General features: G+C 57.8%; 20 protein-coding genes. 6 read left to right on the top strand and 14 right to left on the bottom strand.

From position 1 onward, the window contains the following. Window positions 1-47: 47 nt before the first annotated feature. The 8 genes from V9K67_RS10655 to rhaT all read right to left on the bottom strand — a co-directional run bounded on the left by V9K67_RS10655 (window position 48) and on the right by rhaT (window position 9,628). Window positions 48-707: a LutC/YkgG family protein gene (locus tag V9K67_RS10655; RefSeq protein ID WP_336722215.1), complete on the bottom strand. Its 660-nt coding sequence runs from the start codon at window positions 705-707 to the stop codon at window positions 48-50. A gap of 51 nt (window positions 708-758) precedes the next feature. Beyond that, a complete protein-coding gene (locus tag V9K67_RS10650) occupies window positions 759-2,135 on the bottom strand; it encodes a lactate utilization protein B (protein ID WP_336722213.1) in 1,377 nt (458 codons plus the stop codon). A gap of 129 nt (window positions 2,136-2,264) precedes the next feature. Beyond that, complete coding sequence (locus V9K67_RS10645) at window positions 2,265-2,999, bottom strand: (Fe-S)-binding protein (RefSeq protein ID WP_336722211.1); 735 nt, start codon at window positions 2,997-2,999, stop codon at window positions 2,265-2,267. After that, on the bottom strand, window positions 2,996-4,387 hold the full coding sequence (locus V9K67_RS10640; RefSeq protein WP_336722209.1) for an FGGY-family carbohydrate kinase: 1,392 nt from the start codon (window positions 4,385-4,387) through the stop codon (window positions 2,996-2,998). The genes V9K67_RS10645 and V9K67_RS10640 overlap by 4 nt, the downstream gene beginning before the upstream one ends. A gap of 193 nt (window positions 4,388-4,580) precedes the next feature. After that, entirely contained in the window at window positions 4,581-5,855 is a 1,275-nt protein-coding gene (locus V9K67_RS10635) for a sugar isomerase (RefSeq protein ID WP_336722207.1), read from the bottom strand. A gap of 26 nt (window positions 5,856-5,881) precedes the next feature. After that, window positions 5,882-6,196 (bottom strand): L-rhamnose mutarotase, encoded by a 315-nt coding sequence (gene rhaM / locus V9K67_RS10630; protein WP_336722205.1) that lies wholly within the window; start codon window positions 6,194-6,196, stop codon window positions 5,882-5,884. Between the two features lie 83 nt (window positions 6,197-6,279). After that, window positions 6,280-8,400 (bottom strand): bifunctional aldolase/short-chain dehydrogenase, encoded by a 2,121-nt coding sequence (locus V9K67_RS10625; protein ID WP_336722203.1) that lies wholly within the window; start codon window positions 8,398-8,400, stop codon window positions 6,280-6,282. A 112-nt stretch (window positions 8,401-8,512) separates the two neighbouring features. Further along, a complete protein-coding gene (rhaT, locus tag V9K67_RS10620; RefSeq protein ID WP_336722201.1) occupies window positions 8,513-9,628 on the bottom strand; it encodes an L-rhamnose/proton symporter RhaT in 1,116 nt (371 codons plus the stop codon). Window positions 9,629-9,833: 205 nt separating this feature from the next. Here rhaT and V9K67_RS10615 point away from each other — a divergent pair, with 205 nt between their 5' ends. The 3 genes from V9K67_RS10615 to V9K67_RS10605 all read left to right on the top strand — a co-directional run bounded on the left by V9K67_RS10615 (window position 9,834) and on the right by V9K67_RS10605 (window position 13,607). Next, on the top strand, window positions 9,834-10,865 hold the full coding sequence (locus tag V9K67_RS10615) for a GntR family transcriptional regulator (protein ID WP_336722200.1): 1,032 nt from the start codon (window positions 9,834-9,836) through the stop codon (window positions 10,863-10,865). A 91-nt stretch (window positions 10,866-10,956) separates the two neighbouring features. After that, window positions 10,957-11,496: an O-acetyl-ADP-ribose deacetylase gene (locus V9K67_RS10610; protein ID WP_336722199.1), complete on the top strand. Its 540-nt coding sequence runs from the start codon at window positions 10,957-10,959 to the stop codon at window positions 11,494-11,496. 128 nt (window positions 11,497-11,624) lie between these two features. Further along, on the top strand, window positions 11,625-13,607 hold the full coding sequence (locus V9K67_RS10605; RefSeq protein WP_336722196.1) for a primary-amine oxidase: 1,983 nt from the start codon (window positions 11,625-11,627) through the stop codon (window positions 13,605-13,607). Between the two features lie 89 nt (window positions 13,608-13,696). Here V9K67_RS10605 and V9K67_RS10600 read toward each other — a convergent pair whose 3' ends face one another. From V9K67_RS10600 to V9K67_RS10590, 3 genes are all read right to left on the bottom strand, one after another. Continuing rightward, window positions 13,697-16,291 (bottom strand): S8 family peptidase, encoded by a 2,595-nt coding sequence (locus V9K67_RS10600; RefSeq protein WP_336722193.1) that lies wholly within the window; start codon window positions 16,289-16,291, stop codon window positions 13,697-13,699. A 354-nt stretch (window positions 16,292-16,645) separates the two neighbouring features. Next, window positions 16,646-17,890, bottom strand: a complete 1,245-nt coding sequence (locus V9K67_RS10595; protein ID WP_336722191.1) for a sensor histidine kinase — start codon at window positions 17,888-17,890, stop codon at window positions 16,646-16,648. Further along, entirely contained in the window at window positions 17,887-18,564 is a 678-nt protein-coding gene (locus V9K67_RS10590; RefSeq protein WP_336722188.1) for a response regulator transcription factor, read from the bottom strand. The genes V9K67_RS10595 and V9K67_RS10590 overlap by 4 nt, the downstream gene beginning before the upstream one ends. Window positions 18,565-18,815: 251 nt before the next feature. Between V9K67_RS10590 and V9K67_RS10585 the strand changes: the two genes are divergently transcribed. Then, window positions 18,816-19,634, top strand: a complete 819-nt coding sequence (locus V9K67_RS10585) for a M57 family metalloprotease (protein WP_336722185.1) — start codon at window positions 18,816-18,818, stop codon at window positions 19,632-19,634. 159 nt (window positions 19,635-19,793) lie between these two features. Here V9K67_RS10585 and V9K67_RS10580 read toward each other — a convergent pair whose 3' ends face one another. Together V9K67_RS10580 and V9K67_RS10575 are read right to left on the bottom strand one after the other, a co-directional pair. Next, window positions 19,794-20,717, bottom strand: coding sequence for a 1-phosphofructokinase family hexose kinase (locus V9K67_RS10580; RefSeq protein ID WP_336722183.1), 924 nt, complete (start codon window positions 20,715-20,717; stop codon window positions 19,794-19,796). 241 nt (window positions 20,718-20,958) lie between these two features. Next, window positions 20,959-22,029, bottom strand: a complete 1,071-nt coding sequence (locus V9K67_RS10575) for a baeRF3 domain-containing protein (protein ID WP_336722182.1) — start codon at window positions 22,027-22,029, stop codon at window positions 20,959-20,961. 706 nt (window positions 22,030-22,735) lie between these two features. Here V9K67_RS10575 and V9K67_RS10570 point away from each other — a divergent pair. Together V9K67_RS10570 and V9K67_RS10565 are read left to right on the top strand one after the other, a co-directional pair. Further along, a complete protein-coding gene (locus tag V9K67_RS10570; protein WP_336722181.1) occupies window positions 22,736-23,125 on the top strand; it encodes a BlaI/MecI/CopY family transcriptional regulator in 390 nt (129 codons plus the stop codon). Between the two features lies 1 nt (window position 23,126). Continuing rightward, window positions 23,127-24,791: a M56 family metallopeptidase gene (locus V9K67_RS10565; protein ID WP_336722180.1), complete on the top strand. Its 1,665-nt coding sequence runs from the start codon at window positions 23,127-23,129 to the stop codon at window positions 24,789-24,791. 140 nt (window positions 24,792-24,931) lie between these two features. On the opposite strand, the gene V9K67_RS10560 is transcribed toward V9K67_RS10565, so the two are convergent. After that, window positions 24,932-25,954: a PorP/SprF family type IX secretion system membrane protein gene (locus tag V9K67_RS10560; protein WP_336722178.1), complete on the bottom strand. Its 1,023-nt coding sequence runs from the start codon at window positions 25,952-25,954 to the stop codon at window positions 24,932-24,934.

The following is a 25,954-nucleotide window of genomic DNA, read 5'->3' as shown; positions in this document are numbered from 1 at the left end:
CGGCGGGCACGACAACTCGTGAACCCGTAAACTTGTGAACTCGTGAACTATTTCCCCGTCAGCACAAACACGTTCATGCTCTTCGGACCATGGGCGCCCAGCACCAACGACTGCTCGATATCGGCGGTCTTGGAGGGGCCGGCGATGAAGGCGCCGAAGCCGTAATCGGCCTGACCAATGATCTCGTAGGCATGGTGCATAGTGGGCACGATCTTGCGGGCATCGAGCAGCACCACCAGGTGTTCGCCGATGAAGGGCAGCACGCGGATCTTGGTATCCTTCTCAGTCACCCAGACCGCGCCGTTCTCGGCTACGCCGAACTGTGCGCCCAGGATTACCACGTCCACATCGTGCAGCGAATGGTGCTTCACGTTGCTGTAATCGGCCACGTAATGCCGCTCGATGGAGGTGACGGCCGACACTACACGCTTGGCGCCGGGGAACAGCTTTTCCACGCCGGCCAGCACTTCCTCAATGCCCGGGACCAGGTGCACCGTGCCGGTGCCGCCGATGGTTTCCAGAACGGTTTTAAAGCGCTGTACATCGCCCAGTTCCGCAGAGGGAACAATAGGCGCCGGCAGGGGCACCAACGGCGGCTGGGAGGCCTTGACGGCCCCCAGGATCCGGTCCCTGCTGGAAGTGGTGCCTGCGGGCGTGCCTTTTTCTTTATTGGTAACTTCTTTCTCTTTTATCGTACCGGTATTCATGGAGTCAATTTTGTTGGTCCGGACGGCTGTCGCCAGCCATCCTGCCTCTGTTTACTTTCGGTTTTTCTTGTACCATTCGGTAAATGATTCCTTCGGCGGTTCGGGCAGCTCGCGCTCCTTGGACCAGGGGTTCATCTTGTTGTTGGCCGCCCAGGGGAAGGCTTTTAACACAAAACGGCCCGCCTTGCCGGCCATATTGAACACGCCGGGGTGCGACAGCGTAAAGGCCATGGCCTTCATGGCCATGCTCTTGCTGGTGGGCGAATGCCCTTCCTTCGTCAGCACCTGGCGCCACAGGTACAGCTGTTCGTGTATGTTGATCTTTACCGGGCAGACGTTGCTGCACGATCCGCAGAGCGTGGAGGCAAACGGCAGGTCGGCATATTGTTTCATGTCGAGGTTCGGCGCCAGGATGGAACCGATGGGACCGGCAATGGCGTTGTGGTAGCTGTGGCCCCCGCTCCGGCGGTAAACCGGGCAGGTATTCATGCAGGCGCCGCAACGGATGCATTTAAGGGAGTTGCGGAACTCTTCGCGGCCCAGCTGGCGGCTGCGGCCGTTGTCCACCAGCACGATGTGCAGCTCCTGCCCTTCGCGGGGCTTTTTGAAGTGGCTGCTGTAGGTGGTGATGGGTTGACCGGTGGCGCTGCGGGCCAGCAGGCGCAGGAACACACCCAGGTGCTTGCGCTGCGGGATCAGCTTTTCAATGCCCATGCAGGCGATGTGCACATCGGCCAGGTGGGCGCCCATGTCGGCATTGCCTTCATTGGTACACACCACGAATTCACCCGTTTCGGCCACGGCGAAGTTCACCCCTGTGATGGCGATGCGGCGGGTAAGAAACTTCTCGCGCAGGTCCACACGGGCGGCGTTGGTGAGGAACGAGGGGTCGGCATTGCCCTCGGGGGTGCCGAGGTGGAGGTGGAACAGGTTGCCGATCTCTTCTTTCTTCCAGTGGATACAGGGCAGCACGATATGGCTGGGAACTTCCCCCGCCAGCTGCACGATGCGCTCGCCCAGGTCGGTATCGATCACGTCGATGCCTTTTTCCTCGAGGTAGGGGTTCAGGTGGCACTCCTCGGTGAGCATCGACTTGCTTTTCACGATCTGCTTTACGCCGTGCTTTGCCAGCAGGCCGTGCACGATGGCGTTGTGCTCGTCGGCATCGGCCGCCCAGTGGATGATGGCGCCGTTGGCCTGTGCGGCCTTTTCAAACTCCTCGAGGTAACCCGCCAGGTTCGACAGGGTATGGTGCTTGATCTGGGAGGCCTGCTCGCGCAAAGGCTCCCACTCCTCTCCCAGCGACCAGGCGGCCTTGTCGCGCTTCTGCCGTATCCACCACAATGTTTCGTCATGCCAGTTGACCCGCTCTTCGTCCTTGTTGAACTTCTGCGATAACGTAGCGTGATCTTTTGTTCCGTGTTGCATGTTCTTTATTAAACAGTTCACAGGTTCACATGTTCACAAGTGCCCATGTTCCCTTTGATTTCTATATAATTATTTGAGGGCCATGCCCCAATTCCAAATTAACCAATTAACCAATTCCTTCCGCCAGGGCTACCGGCCCACCAGTATCTCCGCAATGTGCTTCACTTTCACCGGGCTGTTCTGACGGCGCAGGATGCCTTCCAGGTGCATGAGGCAGCTCATGTCGGCGCCGGTGATGAATTCGGCCCCGTGGGTCACGTGGTCGCGGACGCGGTCCTTGCCCATCTTGGCCGATACGGCTTCCTCGGTGACGCAGAAGGTACCGCCAAAGCCGCAGCATTCGTCGCGGCGGCCCAGGTCGATGATCTCCAGGCCTTTCACCAGGCGCAGCAGCTTTTCGGGCTTCGAATAGGGCTGGGCCACCAGCTCGGTCATCTGTGAGAGGTGCAGGCCCCGCTGCCCGTGGCAGCTCTGGTGGATGCCCACCTTGTGGGGGAAGGAGGCTTCGAGGGCCTCCACCTTCAGCACGTCGGTCAGGAACTCTACCAGCTCGTAAATGTGGTTGCGGATGTGGGTGGCGTCGCCTTCGGCTTTTTCGGAATGCAGGTGCTCCTTGAGGTGCAGCACGCAGCTTCCCGAGGGGCTGACGATATACTCCAGCCCTTTAAAGTTCTTCACGAACAATTCGTTGCAGCCCTGCGTCAGGTGTTCGTAGCCCGAGTTGGCCATCGGCTGGCCGCAGCAGGTCTGCTGCAGGGGGTACACCACTTCGCAGCCGGCCCTTTCGAGCAACTGCAGGGAGGCGATGGCCACGTTGGGGTAAAACTGGTTGACGTAACAGGGAATAAACAAACCTACTTTCATAGTACGACTTCCTGTGTAACAGAATATTTTTTTAATTCAATCAAATCAGACGGCAGCGGCTTGCTGTTCCAGGCCGTGTGGATGGCCAGGGCCGTGCCCACAGAAGTGGCCTGTGCCATGGAAGCGGCATATACCTCCAGTTCGGGGAAGGCGGCTGCCAGCAGGTTCATGTACACGGCATTCTTTCCAAAGCCGCCATCCACGAAAATACGCTTTACGGGCGTACCGCTCACGACCAATTGGGTAGAAGCGTATTGCTGGGCAATAATATCCAGGATCAGCTGGTGGTAGGCCTCGTCCACGGAAGCAAAGGAAGCCAGGTCGCGGCGGGCGAACAGCGATTCCTTAATGAGCTCCTTGGTGGAGATGCCGGAGGCGATCTCTTCTTTGGCCTTCAGGCGGGCGATGAGGTCCGAGTCGAAGGGAACGGTGCGGAAATAAACGGGATCCACGCCAAAATGGGCGGCGAGGCGGGCGGTCTGCTGCTCGTGCTCGTTGCCGGCGAACAGGCGGGACGCCTTGATGGGCTTGCCCTGGTAGTGCATATAGCTCAGGCAGTCGAGGTCCAGCTCTTCGGCCGTCAGCGGCGCCTGGTTAAAGGGGTTCAGGGTGATGCACCAGGTACCGGTGGAGATGAGCACGAAGGGCTCGGTAAAGCTCACCAGGTACGGGATCAGCGCGGCCGAGCTGTCGTGCAGGCCAATGCCGACACTGCCGACATTGGCGGGGAACACTGCCGGCACGGGCTTTTCCGAAGGGGCGATGGGCGCCAGCTTCTCGGAAACCCCCTCGCGGTATACCCAGGCGTGGTAGTCGTTGCGGGGAAAATCCCAGAGGTTGGTGTGGCAGCCGATGCTGGTGATGTCGGAAAAGGCGATGCCCGAGATCAGGAAGCTCAGGTACTGCGGCAGGTGCAGGGCGTACTTCACCTGCCCGAACAGGGCGGGCTTCTCGTTCTTCAGGCGGTACAGCTGCATGCCCGAGTTGAGGCTGCCCAGCACCGGGGAAGCGGTGGTATAGGAAAATTCCTCCTCGCCGCCGTACGTATCATAAAACACCTGCTTCAGCTCTTCGGGATAAGGTTTGAGGTAGTTGTAGAGCGGGGCCACGGGGCGGCCGTCCTCGTCGATCAGCACAAAGGAAGCGCCGTAGGTGGAAAAGTTCACCGCCTTGACGTCAAACTCTTTTTTCAGCAGCACTTCGCGCAGCGCGTCGAACACGAACAGGCGGAGGGCTTCGAGGTTCTCGCAGGGGTCGCCGTCCTCATCGGGGATGTCGGTAAAGCGGGCCGAGCGTTCGTAAACGATTTTATAGTCCTCGTCGAAGAGGAACAGTTTTTTATTGGTTTTGCCAACATCGATGATGGCAATTACGGGCGTCGAGTTCATGGTATATAATAATTAAAAAGAAAAGTCCGGAAGCCCGGAAGAGCGAAAGTCGGAAGACGCTTACTGCGGGCGGAGCCGGGACGGCTGCGGGCCCTTGTTGTGCTGCCCGGAGAGGCAATTACAAACAGGCGTAAACTGCTTTCGGACTTTCGGACTTACGGACTTTCGGACTTTCTTTTCCGGGTATATGCAATTACAGGCCGGTGGCTACGGTCTTCAGACCTCTTTCGCCAACCAGGCTTTGCCGTACGTTCAGCTGGCGGAACAGCTGCAGCGGGTTCAGCGCGGCGCCGGCACGCAGGCGGGCTTCGGCTACCAGCGGGCGAACGTCGGTGCGGAAGGCGTTCTGCAGGATTTCCTGGGCTTTTACCACGTCGTTGGATTGACGGGCGGCCTCCAGTTCCTTCTGGTCTACCAGCAGCGCCTGGGCGTAAGCGATCTTGATCGCTTCCACCGACTGCAGCAGGTCTTCCAGCGGGTCTTTAATATTGTGCGAGGCGTCGATCATCCAGCCCAGGTCGGTGGCGTGGTTCATGCCGCGGGCGTCCATGCCTTCCACCAGTTCGTTGAAGATCAGGAACAGCTGGTAGGGCTTCACGCTGCCTACGGTCAGGTCGTCGTCGCCGTATTTGGAGTCGTTGAAGTGGAAGCCACCCAGCTTGCCTTCCATCAGCAGCAGCGAAACGATCTGCTCGATGTTGGCATTGGGCAGGTGGTGGCCCAGGTCCACCAGGGTATAGGCTTTTTCGCCCAGTTTGCTTACGTAGTTGAACGACTGGCCCCAATCCGCAATAGTGGTGGAGTAGAAGTTCGGCTCGTAGGCTTTGTATTCCACAAAAACTTTCCAGTTGTCGGGAAGGGCGGCATAGATCTCCTGCAGGCTTTCCAGGGTGTTCTGGAAGGCTTTGCGGAAGTTCAGCTGGCCGGGGAAGGAAGAACCGTCGGCGAGCCATACGGTCAGGGATTCGGAGCCCAGCTCCACGCCGTGGCGGATCACTTCGATATTGTGGTCCACAGCCTGCTTGCGTACGGCTTTGTCCACATGCTGGAGGGAACCGAACTTGTAGCTGTGCTGCTGGCCGGGTTGGTCCTGGAAGGTATTCGAGTTAACGGCATCGAAGCGCAGACCGTGTTGGGCGGCCAATGCTTTGATGGCGTTGGGGTTTTGCGGAATATCCCAGGGAATATGCAAGGAAATAGCACCGCTCGATTGGTTCAACTTGTGCAGCAGGCCTACGTCTTCAATTTTTTCTTCGAGGCTGCGGGGCTCGCCGCCGCCGGCAAAACGTCCGAAACGGGTGCCGCCTGTGCCCAGGGCCCAGGAAGGAATGGCGATCTGGAAATCGATCAGCTTCTGGAGTACTGCTTCCAGGTTTTTAACGGAAGGGGCGACAAAGTCAAACTTGCGTTTGTGCTCCTGGAGTCCTTCTTGGTTGAACTCGTCTATTTTGTACTTTTCTAATTGCATAGCAAAAAATGAATATCGATTATCGATTAGGGTAAATAAAACACTTCTTTGAGCGGAAGGCTCACCGGCGAGTTGTCGGGATTTGCTTCCATGATGTCCGCCATGTATTTCCACCAGCGCTGCATCACTTCCTGCTCGGGCAACCGGTCCAGTACGGCAGGATCTTCGGCCTGCATCACGCCAAACAGGCTGTTGGTCTGGGGATCCAGGAAGATCGAGTAGTCGCTGACGCCGTTTTGCTTCAGCAGCTGGCTCAGTTCCGGCCAGATCTCGTCGTGCCTTTTTCGGTATTCCTCTTCAAAGCCTTTAAATAACTGCATTTTGAATGCAATGCGCGCCATGAGGTATGATTTGGAGGTAAAGTTGGGCGTTTCCTCCTATTGCCGGAAGAAACGCCCAACAGTTTTTATTTAGTGAGCACTAATTAGCGGTAGAAGCCCATAGCCACACCACCGTCTACGTTGAGGGCATTGCCGGTAGATTTGTTCAGCAGGCCGCCTACGAAGGCAAAGCAGGCGTTGGCAATATCATCCGGTAAAATGATCTCGTTGAGCAGGGTGCGCTTCGCGTAGTAAGCAGGCAGCTCTTCCACGGTGATGCCGTACGCCTTGGCGCGGCCTTCAGCCCAGCCACCGGCCCAGATGTTGGAGTCGGAAATAACCGCATCGGGGTTCACGGTGTTCACGCGGATCTTGTCGCCACCCAGCTCGGCAGCCAGCAGGCGGGTCAGGTGGGCCTGAGCAGCCTTGGCGGAACCGTAACCGGCGTTGTTGGGACCGGAAACCACGGCGTTCTTCGATACGATGTTCACGATATCGCCGCCGATGTTTTGCTTGCGCATAACTTCCACACCGTACTTGGATACCAGGAACTGGCCTTTCACGAGGATGTCGTACAGGCGATCCCAGTCAGCGATGCTGTGGTCGGCGATGGATTTGGAGATAGAGATACCGGCGTTGTTCACGATGATATCCACACCGCCGAAGGCCAGGGCGGTCTCGTCGATGGCTTTCTGGATGGTATCTTCCTTGGTCACGTCGAGGATCACGGAAGAAACGGCATCTTTACCGAATTGCTTTTTGAACTCTTCGGTAGCGCCTTGCAGACGCTCTTCGTTGATGTCGTTGATCACCACGCAGGCGCCTTCCTGGGCGAATTTTTTGGCGATAGCCTTACCGATACCGCCGGCAGAACCGGTGATGAGGGCGATGCGGCCGCTCAGGGATTTCGGCTTGGGCATGCGCTGGAGCTTTGCTTCTTCCAGCAGCCAGTATTCGATGTTGAACGCTTCCTGGCGGGGAAGGGCAGTGTACTCGGAAATGGCTTCCGAGCCGCGCATTACGTTGATGGCGTTGATATAAAATTCAGCGGCTACGCGGGCCGTTTGCTTGTCCTTGGCAAAGGTGAACATACCGATGCCGGGGTACAGGTGCACTACGGGGTTGGTGTCGCGGATGGCCGGGGAGTTGTCGTGCTTGCAGGTCTCGTAGTAGTCCGCGTACATCTTGCGGTACTCTTCGTACTGGGGAGCCAGCTGGGCTTTGATGGCGGCTACGTCGCTCAGGTCCTGGCCGGGCTCCAGGCTCAGCACCATCGGGCTGATCTTGGTGCGCAGGAAGTGGTCGGGGCAGGAAGTACCCAGGGGCGCCAGGCGGTCCAGGTCGTTGGAGTTGATGAACTGCAGTACGCGCTCGTCGTCGGTGAAGTGACCGATCATCTTGGTTTGGCTGGAGCAGAAGCCGCGCAGCACGGGGGCCAGCTTGGCAGCCTGGGCCAGGCGCTCTTCTTTGGACAGCGACTGGATCTTTTCACCGCCGAACACCTGGCCGTTTTTGGCGATGGCGTCCTCGATGTACTGGGCGCAACGCTCGATCACTTCCAGGGAGTTGATGTAACACTCTTTGGCGTCATCAGCCCAGGTGAACAGGCCGTGAGAGCCCAGGAACAGGCCGCGGATGCCGGGGTTTTCGGCCAGGCACTGGCGCAGTTGCAGGCCCAGGTCGAAACCGGGCTTCTGCCACTCTACCCAGCCCATGGTACCACCGAACAGTTCTTCCACGATTTTTTTACCATCCTTGGCAGCGGCGATGGCGATAGCGGCATCGGGGTGCAGGTGGTCGATATGCTTGAACGGCAGGAAACCGTGCAGGGGCGTGTCAATCGAAGGGGCTTTGGAGTTCAGGTCGTAAATGCAATGGTTGAACAGCTCTACCATCTCGTCTTCGTGCTCGATACCACGGTAAACATTCTCCAGGGAACGCAGGCGGTCAACGTACAGAGCAGCCAGGCCGCTTTTTTTCAGGGTGCCGATGTCGCCACCGGAACCTTTTACCCACATCACTTCGGTTTCTTCTCCTGTCAGCGGATGCTTCGCTGTGGTTTTGCAGGAAGTGTTGCCACCGCCGTAGTTGGTCAGGCGCAGGTCGGCACCCAGGAGGTTCGAACGATAGATCAACAGGGCCACTTCGTCGCCGGCCATCTGTGCGGCCTTGGCATCGTCCCACAAGTAGCTTACATGCTTGAAGGTTGCTGTTTGAGCAGACATAATTTTTCTTTATAAGGTTAAATTGCTGAATATATCCCACACAAGCTCAACAGGTTGTGTTTTTGCTGGCGGAAATTAAGTTTTTCTTCCTTGCGGAAGGCGTTTTTTTTGATTAGTGCGTGGCTGCGGCCGGGGTGCCTTCGGGGGCGGCCGGCTTCAGCGAGTTGCCGTAGCCTACGACCAGCACCGACAGGATGATGGTGAGGATACCGGCGATGACGGTATTCTTGGTCTTGCGGGTGACGCCGTTCCACTCCTTCAGGATCAGGCCCCAGGCGTTGGCGATGATGATGATGAAGGCCATGTGCAGGATCCAGGAAGAAGGACCGTTGCCCAGCTTGCTTTCCCCCATGCCGTAGAAGAAGAACTGGAGGAACCAGGTCAGGCCGGCCAGGGCGGAGAACAGGTAGTTCTTGGCCAGGGGCGTTTCGGCATTGGTATAGTCGCCAAAGGTTTTGTTGCGGAAATTGAGCAGGACACACCAGATGAGGTTGGTGGTCAGGCCGCCCCAGAGCACCACTACGTACACGACGTTGTTGCGGTACAGGAATTCGCCCTGGCCGGGGTTGGCCTTCATCCAGATCTCGTTGGCCACGGTGGCCATTTGCGAGCCGGCCTCGATGCCGAAGGAGAAGCAGGCGCTCAGCAAACCGGAAATGACGGCAACGATAAGCCCTTTCACGATCTGGAACTCGCCGTGGGCCGAACGGTCGGCACCGGCCGACAGGTCTTTTTCCTTCATAGAGCCGGCCTTGCCGCAAAGGGCAATACCCGCAATACAAACCGCCAGTCCCAGCAGCACCATCTGTCCCCAGGTGGTGGAGGTCAGGTCGGTAATGGTATCCTTACCGGCAGTAGGATTAAAATCGTAATAAACCGAGGGAATAAGGGCGCCGAAAACGGAGCAAAGCCCCAGGATCACCGAAGAACCCAGCGAAACGCCCAGGTACCGGACACCGAGGCCATAGGTCAAACCGCCAATGCCCCAGAGCAGGCCCATGAGGTAGGTCCACTTGAGGATGGAGAGGTCGGTGGTGGCGATAATTTCAGAAAAATTCGGGATGGTCAGCCAGGCGGCCAGCGGGGGGACGATCAACCAGGAAAACAATCCGCCGATGATCCAGTAACTTTCCCACGACCACTTTTGTACTTTTTTGTAGGGAATGTAAAAACTTCCGGAGGCAAACCCTCCCACGAAATGAAAGATAACTCCTAATATGGCCTGCATATCTGTATTTTGTTTTTCTTTATGGCAATTAGCATTAGCAAAGGTCTAAAGTAGCAGGAAGAAATAACCTGCCCATCATGTACTATCATGCTAATTCTTAAATTCACCGCGAACTTAGAACAATTTTTACAACGAACTTCGCCGCATTTCAATGGCGGTCAGCGCCTTGTTTTGCCCTATGAACTGATCAGAAAATACTTTGTATATGAAAATTAGCCCTTTTGAAAAGCTCATCGCGTTCGACGAGTTTTCGGCCACTCCCAAATACCAGCAACTGGCTAACTCCATTATCAAGGCCATCGAAAACGGCAAGCTGCAGGAGGACGACGTACTGCCCTCGATCAACGAGCTGAGCTTTCAGTTTGAAATTTCCCGCGACACGGCCGAAAAGGGCTATAAATACCTCAAAAGCGTGGGCATTATCGGCTCGGTGCCGGGGAAAGGCTATTTCATCAAAAACGCCAATGTGCACCGCAGCCGCCGCATCTTCCTGATGTTCAACAAGCTGAGCCCGCACAAAAAGATCATTTACGACTCCTTTGCCGCCGCCCTGGGCGAAACCGCCGCCATCGACTTTTACATCTACAACAACGACCTGGCGCTGTTCAAAAAGATCCTGAACCAGGCCAAGGAAGATTACCATTACTACGTCATCATCCCCCACTTCCTGGTAGCCGAGGAGCTGGCGCAGAACGTCATCAACACCCTGCCCAAGGATAAGCTGATCCTCCTGGATAAGCTCATCCCGGGAATTTCGGGCAACTTCGGGGCGGTATACGAGAATTTCGAAAAAGACGTCTTCGGGGCCCTGCAACAGGCGCTGCCCCAGCTGAACAAATACCATACGATCAAGCTCATTTTCCCGGAAAACACCTACTATCCCCACGAGATCGTGTCGGGCTTTACGGCCTTCTGCCAGCAGTATGCCTTTGCCTACAAGGTGGCCCACAACATCGCCAACGAGCCCATCAACGAAGGCGAGGTCTTCATCAACCTGATGGACCAGGACCTGGTAGTGCTGATCGAGCGCATCATCGAGCTGGGCTACGAGGTGGGCCGGCAGGTGGGCGTGATCTCCTACAACGAAACCCCGTTGAAGCGCATTATCCTCAACGGGCTCACCACCATCTCCACCGACTTTGCCGCCATGGGCACCGAGGCCGCCCGCCTGGTGCAGGGCAACCGGCTGGAGCATGTGGAAATCCCCTTTTATTTAACGTTACGTTCGTCGCTCTAAGCCGCCCCGGGGAAGCAGGGGAACAGTATTTGTAAGCTAGCACCTACGATATTATCAGAAGATTCAAGAACGACACCCTCAACAGAATACCATGAGCAAAACAAGCGAACTGTCCTTCCGCACCGAGGCCCTCCAGGCCGATATCACCAAAGTACAGGTAGACGCCATCGTCAATGCCGCCAACAGCTCGCTGGCGGGCGGGGGCGGCGTGGACGGCGCCATCCACCGCGCCGGTGGCCCGGCCATTTCAGAAGAATGCCGCAAGATCGTCGCCCGGCAGGGCGGCTGCCCCACCGGCGAGGCCGTGATCACTACCGGCGGCAGCCTGCCCGCCCGCTACGTGATCCATACCGTGGGCCCCGTGTGGACCGGCGGCGGCAAGCACGAACGCGAAAAGCTGGCCTCCTGCTACCGCAAATCGCTGCAGCTGGCCGTGGACAACGGCTGCAAAACCATTGCCTTCCCCAATATCAGCACCGGCGTGTACGGCTTTCCCAAAAAAGAAGCCGCCGAAATCTCCGTCCGCACCGTCAACGAGTTCCTGTCCCAAACCGACAAAATCGAAAAGGTGATCTTCGTCTGCTTCGACGACGAAAACCTGAAGCTGGTAAAGGAGCTTTTGCACCAATGAGTTGGGCCAGGAACATTTTGCAGGGAAGCTTCGGGTAACTAAATTTTAATTCAGGCGCCTGCTTGTAGCTGCTGCCAAAAATGGTTATTTTAAGGGGTATCGTCTTCCGGACCATTTAAACCAGGCACATGAACAGACGCCCCTTACCTATTCCCTTCCTGCCCATCGTTTACTTTTTCCTGGTCGCCTTCTTCCCGGCCGGCGCTGCCGGTCCCGCCCATCCCCTCGATCCCCTGGGCGCCGAAGAAATTTCCACCGCCGTGCGCCTCCTGAAAGCAACGCCCGGCTGCCCGAAAGAGGCGCTCTTTTCCACCCTGACGCTCCACGAGCCGCCCAAACCGGAAGTGACCGCCTACCGGGCCGGCGCCCCCTTCCGACGTGAAGCCTTTGCCGTGCTCTACGACCGGGCAAAGAACCGCACCTTCGAAGCGGTGGTGGACCTGAAGTCCCGTAAAACCCTTTCGTGGAAAGCGCTCCCGGGCGTACAGCCACTGCTCTTCCAGGATGAATACGAGCTCGTTCCCGCCCTGGTAAAGGCCGACCCGCGCTGGCAGGCCGCCCTGCGGAAACGGGGCATCACCGATTTTGACAAGGTGCAGATGGATACCTGGGCCGCCGGACAGGTAGACGGCGCCCCCTCCGGCTCCGGCCGCCTGCTGCGGGCCGTGCCCTTTTACCGGGACAGGAGCACAAACGTTTACGGCCGACCCATCGAAGGCGTGATCGCCCTGGTGGACGTGACCGCCCGCAAGGTGGTGAACGTAACCGATAACGAAGTGGTGCCCCTGCCCCCTCCCTCCCAGGAGTTTGACGAACAAAGCACCGGCACCCGCTCCCAAAAACCCAAACCCCTGGTCATCTCCCAGCCCGAAGGCGCCTCCTTCACCCTCAATGGCCAGGAGATCCGCTGGCAAAACTGGCGCTTCCGCTTTTCCATGCACCCCCGCGAAGGGCTGGTGCTGCATACCGTGGGCTACGAGGAAGGCGACAGCCTCCGCCCGATCCTGTACCGGGCCTCGCTCTCGGAAATGGTGGTGCCCTACGGCGACCCCGCCCCCGACTGGCGCTGGCGCAGCGCCTTCGACGTGGGCGAATACGGCGTAGGCCGCCTGGCCAGCCCCCTGGAACCAAAGATTGACGCACCGGACAACGCCCGGTTCTTCGACGCCACCTTCGCCGACGACCGGGGCCGCCCCTACACCCTGCAGCGGGCCGCCGCCCTGTACGAACGCGACGGCGGTATTTTGTGGAAACACTTCGAAAGCTTTACCCTGAAAAACGAATCCCGCAGGGCCCGCGAGCTGGTGCTCTTTTTCGTGGCCACCATCGGCAACTACGATTACGCCGTCAACTACATCTTCAAACAGGACGCCTCCCTGGAAGTGGACCTGGCTCTCACCGGCATCATGCTGCCCAAAGGGACGGCGCAGCAACGGGCAGAAAGCCACCATTCCATGGGCATAGCCCCGAACCCTATGGCCGAGCACCTGGTATCCCCCAACGTAGTGGCCCCGCACCACCAGCACTTCTTCAACTTCCGCCTCGATTTGGATGTGGACGGCACCGAAAACTCCGTCACCGAAATGAATTCCGCCGCCCTGCCCGCCGGGGCCGCCAACCCGCACGGCAACGGCTTTTCCATGCACGAAACGGTCTTCCGCACCGAAGCGGAGGCGGGCCGCCGCATGGACCTGCAATCGGCCCGTACGTGGACGGTCCGCAACGGCGTAAAAAAGAACGCCCTGGGGCAACCCACCAGCTATATCCTTGTTCCCGGCGGCAACTCACTACCATATGTAGCCGAAGAATCGTCGATTCGGAAACGGGCCGCCTTCATCAACAACCACTTCTGGGCTACCCGCTACCATCCGCAGGAGCTGTACGCCGCCGGCACCTACCCCAATCAAAGCAAAGGAGGCGACGGCCTCCCGCAATTCACCGCCGACAACGAACCACTGGCCAAGACCGACGTGGTGGTCTGGTACACCCTGGGCGTCACCCACATCCCCCGGCCCGAAGAATGGCCCGTGATGCCCGTCACCCACACCGGCTTCAAGCTCGTTCCCGGCGGTTTTTTCCGCCGCAATCCGGCGTTGGACGTGCCCCGGTAAGTTCACGAGTTGACGGGTTTACAAGTTTACGAGTTGCTTGCGGCCGTCAGGAACTCGTAAACTTGTAAACCCGTCAACCTGTAAACTTCTCAGAGCACCACCAACTTCCGCACAAAGTTCTCGCCGTCGGAAAAGACTTTGACCAGGTACAGGCCTTTGCTGAGACGCAACTCGGCGATCTGGCTGTTGGCATCTTCCAGCACGGACCGGTACACGATCCGGCCGGCGGCATCGTAAACGATGATAGAATAGAGGCCCGGCTCCCGGGCGATGATGCGGACCGGGACATTTTGCGGTGCCGGGTTGGGAAAGACGATCACCGGATCGTCGGGGAAATAAGCCACCGACTCGGTGGCGCTGTAAAACATTTCTCCGCTTTGCAGGGTCACCGCCATGCGGTAGGTGTTCAGGCCCCGGACCAGGGACGTATCGGTAAAGCTGTGGTAGGTGCCGGCAGGGGCGCTGACCGTGCGCAGGGTGGTGAAACCGGCGGGCAGCAATTTTTCCAGGCGCAGCTCCTTTACCTGGTACAGCGTGCCCAGGGTGACTTCCAGGAAAGCCGTGTTGCCATTGGCCAGCGAGGCGAAGAAGGACTGGAAATAACAGCCGGCGCCCTGGGTGGTATAATTGACCAGGTAGCTGCGAAAACCGTCGCGGTCGCCCACTTTGGGCGCCACGGCATAATGCAGGGCCGGAAAATCCCTTTTGGAAAAAATGGTAAAGGTATCAGTAACCTGTCCCAGGGGTTCGAGGTATTGATCGCCCAGGCGGTACAAGGTGTAGCGGTTGCCGGGGAACCGGTTCCAGTACAGGAGGAACGAATCGGGGCAGTCGAAGCCCACCCGCAGGTCGGGAGGACCGGACACCACGAAAGGCTCCGTTTCGGCCACTCCGTTTACGGAGGGCAGGGTCAGCCGCAGCTTTACGGTCCCGGCCCGGGCAGGCACGTCCCAGCGCACCTGCTGGTCGCCCGCCGGCACATCAGCCCGGATGAGCTGCCAGGGGCCGTTATCGACCGCGTACGACAGGGTGCCGGTGGTGGCTACCGTGCTTTGCCAGTGCAGCACATAGCTGCTGCCGGCCGCCAGCACGTCCGAAGCAGTGGGGAAGGTCCATTGAAAGCGCTGGGCGGTATCGAACTGCCAGGACAGGGCGAAGGCTTGCGCCGCGGTGCGCAACTGCTGTCCTTTCACGTGGAACATATAGGTGCCCGCCTGGGGGTTGTCGAGGGTCACCTGCTCCACCGTATTCAGCGTGTCCCGCTTGCGGGTGGGAAGCAGCCGGAGCGAGTCGGCATGGGCCCGCGAAGGGAGCACCCAGGGCAGCCACTGCTGGCCGATGGCCGGCAGCGAAAGGGTGGCATCCAGGTCGTTCACCAGGGCTTTGGCGGCATTGACCGCGGCCGGCGTATCGGTCCACACCAGCAACACTTTCAGGCGGCTGATCCCCGCCGGCACCGCCAGCGGGAACGACCGGGTTTCCCCCGCCCCCACCGTTCCTTCGGCAAAGCGGGCCTCCTTAAGGGCGCTGACGGCCCGGTAGGCATTCAGGCTGCCGAAGCCCGAGGCGTAATCAGGCCCGCTCCGGCCCACGTCGTCGGCGCCGTTCAGCAATACCGCCCGGACAAGGGCGGAAGCCGGTAGGGCATTAAAGGCCTGCCGGTAGGCCTGTTGCACCAGGGCGGCGGCTCCCGATACCAGGGCGGCCGCCCCCGAGCTGCCATCCTCGCCGAAGGCCACCAGGTCGGGCTTTATCCGGCCGTCGTAGGCCGGCCCCCTGGAACTGTAGGGACTAATGCGGTTGAGGGAGTCCACGGCCCCTACAGTTATAATATTTTTCGCCATTTTAAAGCTGCCCGTCAGGTTGGCCAGCGAATCGATGCCGGCATAATTTCCGGAGGAGGACGAACTGGTGCCCGAATTGCCCGAGGAAAATACATGCAGCAGGGAGGGGTGGCGGTGGCTGCTGGCATCGTAGGCCAGGGCGTCGCCGGCGTACAGGTTTTCAATGGCGGTGCCGTAGGAATGATTTTGCAGGCTGATGCCATAACGGTCATACACAGCGTCGGCGTCGGGCAGCAGGCTGGCAAAGTCCGAAGAGGTGACCCGGGCGCCCGGGGCGCCCCCTTTGGCATAGGGCGACGAGTTGCCTCCCCCTGCCAGGGTGGTGGTCATGATGGACGCATGGTTCGACTGCGTCGGGGCGGCCACCCCGCTGTTGAAGTAGCGGCCCTTCCAGTCCACATCGGTGGTATCGAACCGCTGCTCCTTGACCGAAACGTTGATGCCCGCGCCGGTAAGTGCAGGGAAGCGGTGGTGCACCAGGTTCAGCTTGTTCAGCGTCAGGTCGAGGGTGCCGGTGGTCAGCTCTTCCCGGGGCTGCCGGTGCAGGTCGGCAAACGCCACGGAGGTATCGGCGCTCACCAGCCCCAGTGCGCCGGAAGGGATGCGGCACACCAGCACCCCCGCCGGCTCATAGGCCGCCAGCACCCGCACACGGCTCTTCCATTGTACGAAGGAACGTTGATCCTTGAACGAAAGGACCAGGTTCATGCTGTCGGGCCTGATCCGTTCGTTTTGCATCCGCCGAAAGGAAGGTGAAAACCGCTCCGGCGGCAGCACCTTTTGCTGGGCCTGCCCGGACAGGAAGCCCAGGACCAGGAAAATAAGAAGCAGTGTACGCATGACTTTACCCCTTATGTGGTCCATAAATGTAACAAAAGAAAAAATGTTTCAATCCGGGAGACAGGCGCAGGAGGCAAGGGGAAAGGGGCAAGGGACGGCAAGCCCTGGAAAAGGGTGAAAAAAAGGGCACGAATTAATGAAAAACACCAATCGCTAGACGTTTCGGTTGCCCTTTACCGGTAGGACGCCGGGACGCGTCGCAGGGGTGCGGCAAAAAGCAACAATAAGTTTCCCGGAGCGATGCGTCACCGGCCGGATGGAAGGGGCGGCAGCATGCTTCAGGGAACAAACTTAGGAAGCGATTCTGAAAATAATCTATAGCCGGTGCCGGAAGGGGCGGGACGAACCGAAGGATTAAAAGTGTACGGAAAACCGGTGCCGCAGGCTGTCGAAGTCGTAGTGCAGCCTAAAGCCGTACTGGTCGCAGATCTGGCGGGCAATGGCCAGGCCCAGGCCCGTGCCTTCGGATTGGTCGGACTTGTAAAACCGGTCGAAGATCTGCAGCTTATTCAGGGGCTCGGTGCCCGAGTTGCTGACCGAGAAAACGTTATTCCCGGCCGCTACCTGGATGGTGCTGCCCCTGGCCGAATGCCTTATGGCATTGCTCAGCAAATTGTTGATAAGAATTTCTGCCAGGTGCCCGTCCATTTGCGCCGTCAGCGGGTGCAGGTTCATTTCCAGCACGAGGTCCTTGGAGTGCATCCATTCGTCCAGCTCGGACACCTTGTGGCGAACCAGCTCGCGGATGCAGACCGGCTGCACTTCCCGGAACTGGTTGTTGCCGATCTTGGCCAGCAGCAGCAGGGAGCCGCTGAGCCGCGACAGCTTTTCGGCCGCGTTGTAAATGCTTTGCACCTGCATCAGCTGGTGCTCGGTGAGGTGCGGGTCCTGGATGAACAGGTCCAGCTTGGAATTGATCACCGCCAGGGGGGTCTGCATTTCGTGGGAGGCATGGTCGGTAAAATCCTTCAGGGACTGGTAGTCGCGGATCACTTTTTCGGTCATCAGCCGCACGCTTTCATTCAGCCCCTTGAATTCGTCGATCGTGGTCTTGGCCACGCTGATGGGGGCCGGGGCCGTCAGGTCGAAATCCTTGATGGCTGCCAGGGTGGTATGGAAGGGCTTCCAAAGCGTTTTGAGCAGGAACCGGTTGGCCAGGAACAGCACGGTGCCCAGCAGGACGATCAGTCCCAGGGTGATCAGGGCGATGAGGATGGCGAGCTTTTCGGTGGTCTCCTGCGACTTGATAATGGTCACCGCATACAACTGGTCCTTTACACGGACCGGGAAAACCAACTGGCGGCTGAGTTCCGTCCGGTGCTCTTCGGGAATATAGATTTGCCGGCTCGTGAAGTAAGGCATCAGGTCCTCTTTAGCCCGGCTGTAGGAAATGCGCTGGTCTTTGTAGATGGTGGCTTCGGGCAGGGCATGGTACTTCTGCACGTGGTCGAAGATTTCTGCCTCCTCGACCAGCAGGGCCTGGTCCAACTGTTCGAGCAGCACAAAATACAGCAGGACAAAATAGCCGATGCCGCCCAGCAACAGTACAAAAGCGGAAGAAACGATGGCGATGCGGTTGTATTGAGCCTGCAGCTTCATTCATCAGACAGTTTATAGCCCATACCGTAAACGGATTTGATGTAGTCGGGACAGCCTTTGTCCTGTAGTTTTTTGCGCAGGTTACGGATATGGGTATAAATGATATCGAAGGTTTCGTTGTTGCTCATTTCATCGGTCCACAAATGGCTGATGAGGGCGTTTTTCGAAATCACCTTCAGTTGGTTGGAAAGGAAGTACAGCAGGAGCTGGTATTCCTTTCGCGTCAGCTCGAGGGGCATATCCTGCACCCGGGCCTGCTTGGCAATGGTATCGATGCTGATTTCGTGAAACGTGACCACGTTGTTGCCGCGGTGGACTTTGCGGCGAATGATGGCAGCGATGCGGGCCGCCAGCTCGGGCAGGTAAAAGGGTTTGACCAGGTAATCGTCCGCTCCCAATTGCAACCCGCCGATGCGGTCGTCGATGCTGTTCTTGGCGGAAATAATGATCACCCCGTCGCTTTTGTGGTTCCGCTTGAGCTCCTGCAACAGCCGTAGTCCCGAGCCGTCGGGAAGGGTGATATCCAGTATGATGCAGTCGTAATTGATCACTTCGGTTTTGAGCAGCGCCTCGTTGTACGTAAAGGTCAGCTCGCAGGTGTAGTTTTCATTTTCCAGGTAAGACCGGATGTTTTCCGCCAGCTCTTTTTCGTCCTCAATGATGAGCAGCTTCATCGGCTTCTTTTTCCTATAAACGTACCAATGAATTCTGAAGAAAATCAGGAGCGGCCGGTCCTTTTCTTTTTCCGTTTTCCCTTCCCTGCTGACGGCCTGATGCTTCTGTTGCCTGCCCGGGCCAAGCGCCGGCCTCTTTTTTTTGAAACGGCTGTTTCCGTTGTCCCTTCTTTCCGCGATTAGTTAAGTGTTATCCGGATAGCGCTTCACCCAACCTACTTTTTCACAATCACCCTTAACCATTGCATTTTATGAAAAAGATGTTTCTTTCCCTGACCCTGATCGCTGCCGTAACCCTTGTGTTTACTGCCTGTAAAAAAGACGCGGACACTACCCAGGCCAGCGCCCCCCAACAAAACCAGGAGATCTCCCCCGAAACGCTGAGCCAGATCAAACAACTGGGATTTGGCACCTCCAGCGTTAAAAAACTCGACAAGGACCACTACCTCGTAGAAAACGATATCGTGCTGACCCGGGAACAGCTCAACAGCAAACCCAAGGCCGAGTTCATCCGGGTAGGCGATGAAGAGCAGTACCGCACTACCAACACGGTCCTGGGCCTGCCGCGTACCGTGACCATCCGGGTGTCTACTGCCCTTCCCTGGGCCTTCTTCGTGGCGGCCGATTCGGCGATCCGGCGCTACAACAGCCTCGGCCTGCTCCTCCGCTTTGCCCGGGTGACCGTGGGTGGCGAGATCGTGATCAACCCCGCTCCTTCCGGCTCTCCGTACCTGGCTTCTGCCGGCTTTCCCAACGACTATGGCAACCCTTACAGCCAGGTGCTGGTCAACACCTCTTACCTGAACAGCTGGCCCCTGCAGACCAAGACCTCGGTCCTGGCGCATGAGCTGGGCCATTGCATCGGCTTCCGTCATACCGACTATGCCAACCGGGCCTACAGTTGCGGCGGTACGGCGGTAAACGAAGGTGCCACCACTTTTGGCGCCAAGTGGATCCCGGGCACCCCCGTGGGCGCCGATCCCAACTCCTGGATGCTGGCCTGTATCGGCTACGGTGTGAACCGCCCCTTCAATGCCAACGACAGGATCGCCCTGAACTGGCTGTACTGATAGCATCTCCCTAAACGCCAAAAGCCACTGCAGACAGTGGCTTTTGGCGTTTAGGGGGGATTGGCCAATTGGTTAATTTGGAACTGGGAGCAGACCATTAAATCAGGCTGTATTGATGGATTCGTTCCAAATCCCCAATTAACCCATTAACCAATATCCTTACCTGATCACTGCCAGCAGGTATTCCACGTCCTCTGGCTGGCAGAGGCCGGTGCCGGGATTCATCGTAGCGGCCGTGCCGCAGGCGACGCCCATTTGCAGGGCCTCTTTCAGGCTGGCACCCTGCGACAGGCTCAGTACCAGTCCCGCTACCATGCAGTCGCCGGCGCCTACCGTGCTTTGCATCGGTACTTTGGGCGCCACCACCCGGAAGGATTCGGTGGCGGTGACCAGCAGCGCCCCCTTGGCACCCATGGAAACCACCACGATCTCGCTGTTGCCCTTCTTAATCAACTCGCGGGCGCAGTCCTCGACTTCCTCTTCTTTCAGCTCCTGCCGGCCGACCAGCAGGCTCAGCTCGCCCAGGTTGGGTTTTAGCAGGTATACGCCCCCGCTGACCGCCTGCTGCAGGGCTTCTCCCGAAGTGTCCACCACCAGCCGGGCGCCTTTCTTTTTAACGATGGCTGCCAGCTCGGCCAGCACGGCGGCGGGTACGCCCGGAGGCAGGCTGCCGCTGGCGACCACATAGGAAACGTCCGGGGCCTTTTCCACCTCTTTTAGGCACTGCCGCCACTCCGCTTCGGACAAGGGCGAGCCCGGCATACCGAAACGGAACTGGTGGTTCTTTTCCGCCTCCAGCACAATAATGTTCTCCCGTGTATGACTGCCCGTTTCCACCACGACGGTGGGAATATTTTCTTCCTCCAGCAATTTGTTCAGGAACTTTCCGGAATACCCGCCGGCCGGGTACAGGGCCCGGGCGCTGCCGCCCAACCGGTTCATGGCCCGCGCCACGTTGATGCCGCCCCCGCCCGGCTCGAACTTCGGCGCCGTGCAACGCAATTTTTTTTCGGGAACCAGCAGGGGAATAGAGGTGCTTTTGTCGATACAGGGATTAAAGGTAAGGGTGAGTACTTCCGCCATAGTTAAATGAATTAAGCCGTTTTAATTGTTTACCGCCTCATCAGCTGCACAGGCCGGCGGCCTGCACGTTTTAAATATACAGGAGATACGAAGAATTATACCGTTTTAAGTGGAGAAGAGGGGCAAAAGCTCATCCGGATGCCGGGCTAAGGGGAACCGCCGCCCATAAAAAAAGCCAAAGGGGGCGTGTCCTGCCTTCCCCCTTTGGCCGTATACCTGGTGAAAAAGAATGCTTGCGTACCTATTGTAGGATCAGTGCGATGCGCAGGTAACCGCTGAGTGTACCGGGCTCAACGAACTCCACGTCGCCGCCGCTGGCCAATACCTTCTCGATGGCATTGTCCACAGCCTCTTTAATGTTTTGCGCATGATGGTCGGAATTGAAATCCACGTAGATCACGCCTTCGCCTTCCCCGAAATAAGCCGGGTATTTATAATCGCTTTCCACGACCAGCAGCTTGCCCCTTTTTTCGCTGGCGGCCTGCCACACTTCGTGGATGCCTACGGCCAGCTTGCCCTTATGGAGGGCGTTTTCCACCTGCAGCAGCACATCCTTTTCCTTGGTTTTCTTCCAGGCCGCCAGGTAAGGCTGTACCGCTTCTAACAGCTCTTCCTCGGTTTCGTTATGGTACACCTGGTGAATATGTTCCACTACGCAGGGGTCGTTGTTCGATATGGCCTGGAAGGCATTCATGGTTTTGCGTTCGGCCACCACGAACAGCGGGTAGGGATAAGCTTTCAGGATAATGCTCAGCCCATAATCCACGTATTTCAGAAAAGAGATCAGCGAGGCCGTTTTGCCCATCCGTGCCGGGGCGGAGCCTTCCTGCACCAGGTGTTCGGCCCGGTTGGTCACCAGGCGGGTGAGCCGGCTGCCATTGCCCAGGTAAATTTTCGCGGTATGGCCGTTGACGGCCAGCACCAGGTACTTGCGCTCTTCTTTCTTTTGCTGCACCAGCTCGCGGAAGTCCAGGGTTTTGTTCACCACCACCCGTTCGCGGACGGGGATGTCGAGGTAGTACACTTTTTCCTCGAAGGGCGATAAAAAGATCGCAATGCTTTTCTTCAGCGTGCTGTATTCCAGGGCGCTGAAAATCGTTTTAAGGCGGTTCAGGGCGGGGCGCACGATGTACTTGGGAAAATTACAGTAAAGCTCCTCCATTACTTTATCCATGGCCGTTTTCAGGCCATATTCGATCTGTGCTTTGGTCATGCTGGCCGGGTCAAAGGGCAGCACGAGGGAAACGGATGGCAGGGAAAGACCGGACTCAAATAATAGCTGTTCTTCTTTTTGAAATACACCAGGTACCATAATTAAGCGGTTTTATATAGTTTACAATGAGTACACAAAACAACAGGTTTGCAACCCGGAGTTCCGGCAGGAAAGCTCCGAAATAGCATCGGCAATTTGCTGGTCGGCAAGCCGGGTACGACCTTTTGGGTCGGCATCGATTTCGTTTTGGCTAATGGAAAATGAAGCCCTTCGTGCGGCTCAATATGGCTATGGGGGTTATCGTCGCTGGATCAGTGCAACCGTCAATCGTCAGGCCTCCGGAATACGCTGGGCGATAACCGGTAATTTGTTCTTTTCGAAATTTCCTTAATCCTTCCCGGACATCGCGGTTACAGGTACCGGATACCGGTTGTGACGTCTGCGAATATAACAAATTTTTGTGCAAAAAACTTTACCCAATGCGTTGGAAATTTTCAACAGTTTTTTAGATTTTCCGGCTCGACAGTTCCATCTGCGCCCTGTGGAAAAAGCCCGCACCTATATAAAAAATTGATGCATGTAACCCATTATGGTTCACATATTCCCCAAAACATATTAAACAATACTACCAAATATAAAGCCGGGCTTTTTCCGGCTCCTGGAAGCGGGAGGCTCATCTTGGCCTGTTTTTTTTATAGCGGCCCGGCGGGCCCGGCGGGAAAAATTGTTAAAAAAGATGGAAGAGTCCCCCGGATTTCCCGACTTACGAAACTAGTCGTAATTTAGACCGTAAATTCTATCGGATATGGCAGCACCCAAGTATATCAAACCTACGGAAAGCGAGCTGGAGATCCTGCACATCCTCTGGCAGAAAGGAACGGCCACGGTAAGGGAAGTGCATGAGGAATTGTGCAAGACCAAGGAAGCCGGCTATACCACCACCCTGAAGCTGATGCAGATTATGCACGAAAAAGGCATTGTGCACCGCGACGAGTCGATCCGCACCCATGTCTACCAGGCTGCCATCAACAAGGAAAAAACGCAGAAGCACCTGCTCTCGCGCATGATCGACAATCTGTTCGGAGGCTCGTCCACCCAGCTGGTGCTGCAGGCCCTGGGCACCGACAACGGCCAGCTGTCGTCCGAAGAGCTGGACCAGATCCAAACCCTGATCGACAACCTCAAAAAGCAATAGCATGAACGAGGTAAGCCAATCGCTTTTCTTACAGGCCCTGGGCTGGGCCATGATCAGCAGCCTCGGACAAATGGCATTCCTGTGGTGCGGTTTTGCAGCGGCGCGGCAGGTGGTACGCCTGTCCCCCCGGGCAGCCTACAACCTGGCCGTAGCGGCCATTGCCACCGGATTCGTGCTGTTCGGCACTACCTTCCTGGCCTGTTACCTGCAGGAAGAACCCATGGGCCTGCCCCTGCTCCCCTTCCGCTGGAACGCTTCTTCCGGCCTGGTAACGGTTTGCCTGACCGCCGCCTCCCTCACCTACCTGCTGTTGTTGTTTGTGCCGGCCTTCCGGCTGCTGGCCAACTGGCGCTCTGTGCAGCGGCTGAAAACCCAGGGCCTGGTAAAAGCCCCGGTAGCACAACGGCTGTTCCTTAAAAAGACCAGCTCCCTGTTCCGGCTGAAACAACCCGTACAGCTCTTCCTGTCCGAACGGACCACCTCGCCGGTGCTGATCGGTTTTTTGAAACCGGTGATCCTGCTGCCGGTCGCCTGCCTGAACCAACTGAGCCTGCAACAGGTGGAAGCGATTATCCTGCACGAACTGGCGCATATCTGTCGCCGCGACTACCTCGTCAACTTCTTTCTCAGCATTGCCCAAACGCTTTTGTACTTCAATCCCTTTGTCCGGCTGTTCCTACAGGTGGCCGAGCGGGAACGGGAACACTGCTGCGATGAGCTGGTGCTGCAGTTCGGCTACGACAAGGCCAGCTATGCGTCGGCCCTGCTGACCCTGGAACGGGCATCGGCCCGCACCCCGGTCCTGGCCATGGGGGCCACGGGCCGCAAAAGCCTGCTGGCGCGGATCGAAAGGATCGCCGGCCTGGAGAAAAAGCCTTCCTTCAGCCTGAACCACCTGGCCCTGCTGGCCGGCGCCGTGCTGGGCATCCTTACCCTGAACGCGCTGCTGCAGCCCCGGCCCGAAGTGCCCCAGGCGCCTCAATTGGCCTTCAGCCATTATACTCACCCGCTCTCCCTGCTGAGCGAAGAGGCCAGCCGCCCTGCTGCCAGCCCGGCAAAAAAAGAACTTCCCGCCCCGGAAAAAAAAGTGATCGTAATGGTAGCCACCGCCCCCGTCCCCGCCCCGCTGCCGGTGGCAGCGGAGGAGGAGGAGGTGCTGCAGCTGCCTCCCGCCCTGCTCCCGGTGAGCTATGAGGAAGCCGGCGCCACCTTAACACCGAAGGAGAAAAAGCAGGTGACCGCCACCGTGGAAGCCACCAGGAAAGTGCTGACCACCGTACACTGGCAGGAAGTGGAAACCGCCATTGCCGATGGTATGACCAGCGAGGAAAAGGAAGCGGCCCGCCGGCAATATTTGCAGGAAGTGGACAAGGTGGACTGGAAAGCCTTGGAGCAATTGCTGAAAACCGACTATGACAAAATTGACTGGGCCCGCATCAACGCCTGGCTGGCCGGCGCTGCCATTACCGCCCGGCTCGACAGCCTCGAAACGGCCCTCGAACAGGAAATCATCCAGCTGGACAAAGCCACCCGGCTTCCCGCCGATTCCTTCGGCACCGCGCCTGCAGCTCCCTCCCCCGACCTCCTGCAACGGAAAGCCACCCTTCAAAACAACCTGCACCTCCTCCGTGGGTTGAAGGAAGGAAAAGAAGTCATCAAGCTGTAGGGATTGGTTAATTGGGATATTAGGCGGTAGCCATTCTAATGCAATCAAAAAGGGATACTGGGAAAAAAACCGGTATCCCTTTTTTATTAAAGCATTTCCCGTCCCGAATTAACCAATTAACCAATTAACCAAGCCCCAAATCACCACACTTTCCGCGGGCAGGTATCGCCAAAGCGGTTGTTGATGAGAAAACCGAGCAACAGCTCGTGGGTACCCCGGTTGGTGGTATTCAGGGGTGTGCGGGTAAAATCGTAGGCATAGCCGATATGGAAGGTATTGGCCACATTCAGGCCCAGCATGGCGGCAAAGCCGTCCTTTACCCGGTAGCTGCCGCCGGCCCACAGCAGGTCGAGGTACTGGAGCTTCAGGTTCACATCCACCTGGGGCATCGCCGGCGTATTCGGCACAAACTTCAGCATCACCGAAGGCAGCGCATTGATCTCTTCATTCAGCAGGTAGCGGTAGCCGGCCGTGGCAAACAGGTGCGGCACCAGCTTTCCCTGGTCATAAGCCGCATCATTAATAAAATTCAGCTTCAGGGGCACCACCTGCTGGGCGGAAAGCCCCACAAAATAAGAAGGGCTGTACAGCCAGAGGCCGGCGTTCAGGTCGGGCCGCAGGCGGCGGTAGTTGGTGTTGGCCACAGCCGGGTCGAGCGAAGTGCCGTCGGCAAACACCGTTTTCAGCTGGTCGCGGCCGATGCTGGTAATACCTCCGGCAAAGCCGGCGGCCAGGTTGGTCACGGGGTTCAGCCCGATATGGTAGGCATAGGAAAGGTTGGCGGTAAAGCGGTTGAAGTTCCCCGTACGGTCATTGAGCACCGACAGGCCGAGGCCATGGTGCGGCTCGGAGGCGGTATAGCTTTCCCAATAAGCGGTGCCGCGGGGATTCTCACCCGGCGGCTGGAACGAAGTGGCCGAAGTCTTATAGTCCTTTTTACCAATCGGCCCGTGCACGGACAGGTAGACCGTTTGCGGCGCGCCCTTCAGTCCCACCCACTGGTCGCGGACGCTCAGCTTCATGTCTGTATAATTTTCGATGCCGGTCAGGGCCGGGTTTAGAATATAGTTGTTCAGGACGTACTGGGTATAATGCGGGCGTTGCTGCGCCACCAGGGTGTTCAGCAGCAGCAGGGCCAGCAGCGACAGGTAGCATTTCTTCAT

It is taken from the genome of Huijunlia imazamoxiresistens (assembly GCF_037132455.1).
GTDB lineage: Bacteria > Bacteroidota > Bacteroidia > Chitinophagales > Chitinophagaceae > Flavisolibacter > Flavisolibacter imazamoxiresistens.
Note: the sequence above shows the minus strand (reverse complement) of the source record. Positions and strands in the feature narration are given on the sequence as shown.

Coding starts and splice junctions, on each gene's coding strand:
- V9K67_RS10580 (WP_336722183.1), bottom strand. CDS start 20,717: ATGGCGGAAGTACTCACCCTTACCTTTAATCCCTGTATCGACAAAAGC.
- V9K67_RS10590 (WP_336722188.1), bottom strand. CDS start 18,564: ATGAAGCTGCTCATCATTGAGGACGAAAAAGAGCTGGCGGAAAACATC.
- V9K67_RS10575 (WP_336722182.1), bottom strand. CDS start 22,029: ATGGTACCTGGTGTATTTCAAAAAGAAGAACAGCTATTATTTGAGTCC.
- V9K67_RS10645 (WP_336722211.1), bottom strand. CDS start 2,999: ATGAAAGTAGGTTTGTTTATTCCCTGTTACGTCAACCAGTTTTACCCC.
- V9K67_RS10610 (WP_336722199.1), top strand. CDS start 10,957: ATGAGCAAAACAAGCGAACTGTCCTTCCGCACCGAGGCCCTCCAGGCC.
- V9K67_RS10585 (WP_336722185.1), top strand. CDS start 18,816: ATGAAAAAGATGTTTCTTTCCCTGACCCTGATCGCTGCCGTAACCCTT.
- V9K67_RS10640 (WP_336722209.1), bottom strand. CDS start 4,387: ATGAACTCGACGCCCGTAATTGCCATCATCGATGTTGGCAAAACCAAT.
- V9K67_RS10570 (WP_336722181.1), top strand. CDS start 22,736: ATGGCAGCACCCAAGTATATCAAACCTACGGAAAGCGAGCTGGAGATC.
- V9K67_RS10615 (WP_336722200.1), top strand. CDS start 9,834: ATGAAAATTAGCCCTTTTGAAAAGCTCATCGCGTTCGACGAGTTTTCG.
- V9K67_RS10635 (WP_336722207.1), bottom strand. CDS start 5,855: ATGCAATTAGAAAAGTACAAAATAGACGAGTTCAACCAAGAAGGACTC.
- V9K67_RS10650 (WP_336722213.1), bottom strand. CDS start 2,135: ATGCAACACGGAACAAAAGATCACGCTACGTTATCGCAGAAGTTCAAC.
- V9K67_RS10600 (WP_336722193.1), bottom strand. CDS start 16,291: ATGCGTACACTGCTTCTTATTTTCCTGGTCCTGGGCTTCCTGTCCGGG.
- V9K67_RS10595 (WP_336722191.1), bottom strand. CDS start 17,890: ATGAAGCTGCAGGCTCAATACAACCGCATCGCCATCGTTTCTTCCGCT.
- rhaM (WP_336722205.1), bottom strand. CDS start 6,196: ATGGCGCGCATTGCATTCAAAATGCAGTTATTTAAAGGCTTTGAAGAG.
- rhaT (WP_336722201.1), bottom strand. CDS start 9,628: ATGCAGGCCATATTAGGAGTTATCTTTCATTTCGTGGGAGGGTTTGCC.
- V9K67_RS10655 (WP_336722215.1), bottom strand. CDS start 707: ATGAATACCGGTACGATAAAAGAGAAAGAAGTTACCAATAAAGAAAAA.
- V9K67_RS10560 (WP_336722178.1), bottom strand. CDS start 25,954: ATGAAGAAATGCTACCTGTCGCTGCTGGCCCTGCTGCTGCTGAACACC.
- V9K67_RS10605 (WP_336722196.1), top strand. CDS start 11,625: ATGAACAGACGCCCCTTACCTATTCCCTTCCTGCCCATCGTTTACTTT.
- V9K67_RS10625 (WP_336722203.1), bottom strand. CDS start 8,400: ATGTCTGCTCAAACAGCAACCTTCAAGCATGTAAGCTACTTGTGGGAC.
- V9K67_RS10565 (WP_336722180.1), top strand. CDS start 23,127: ATGAACGAGGTAAGCCAATCGCTTTTCTTACAGGCCCTGGGCTGGGCC.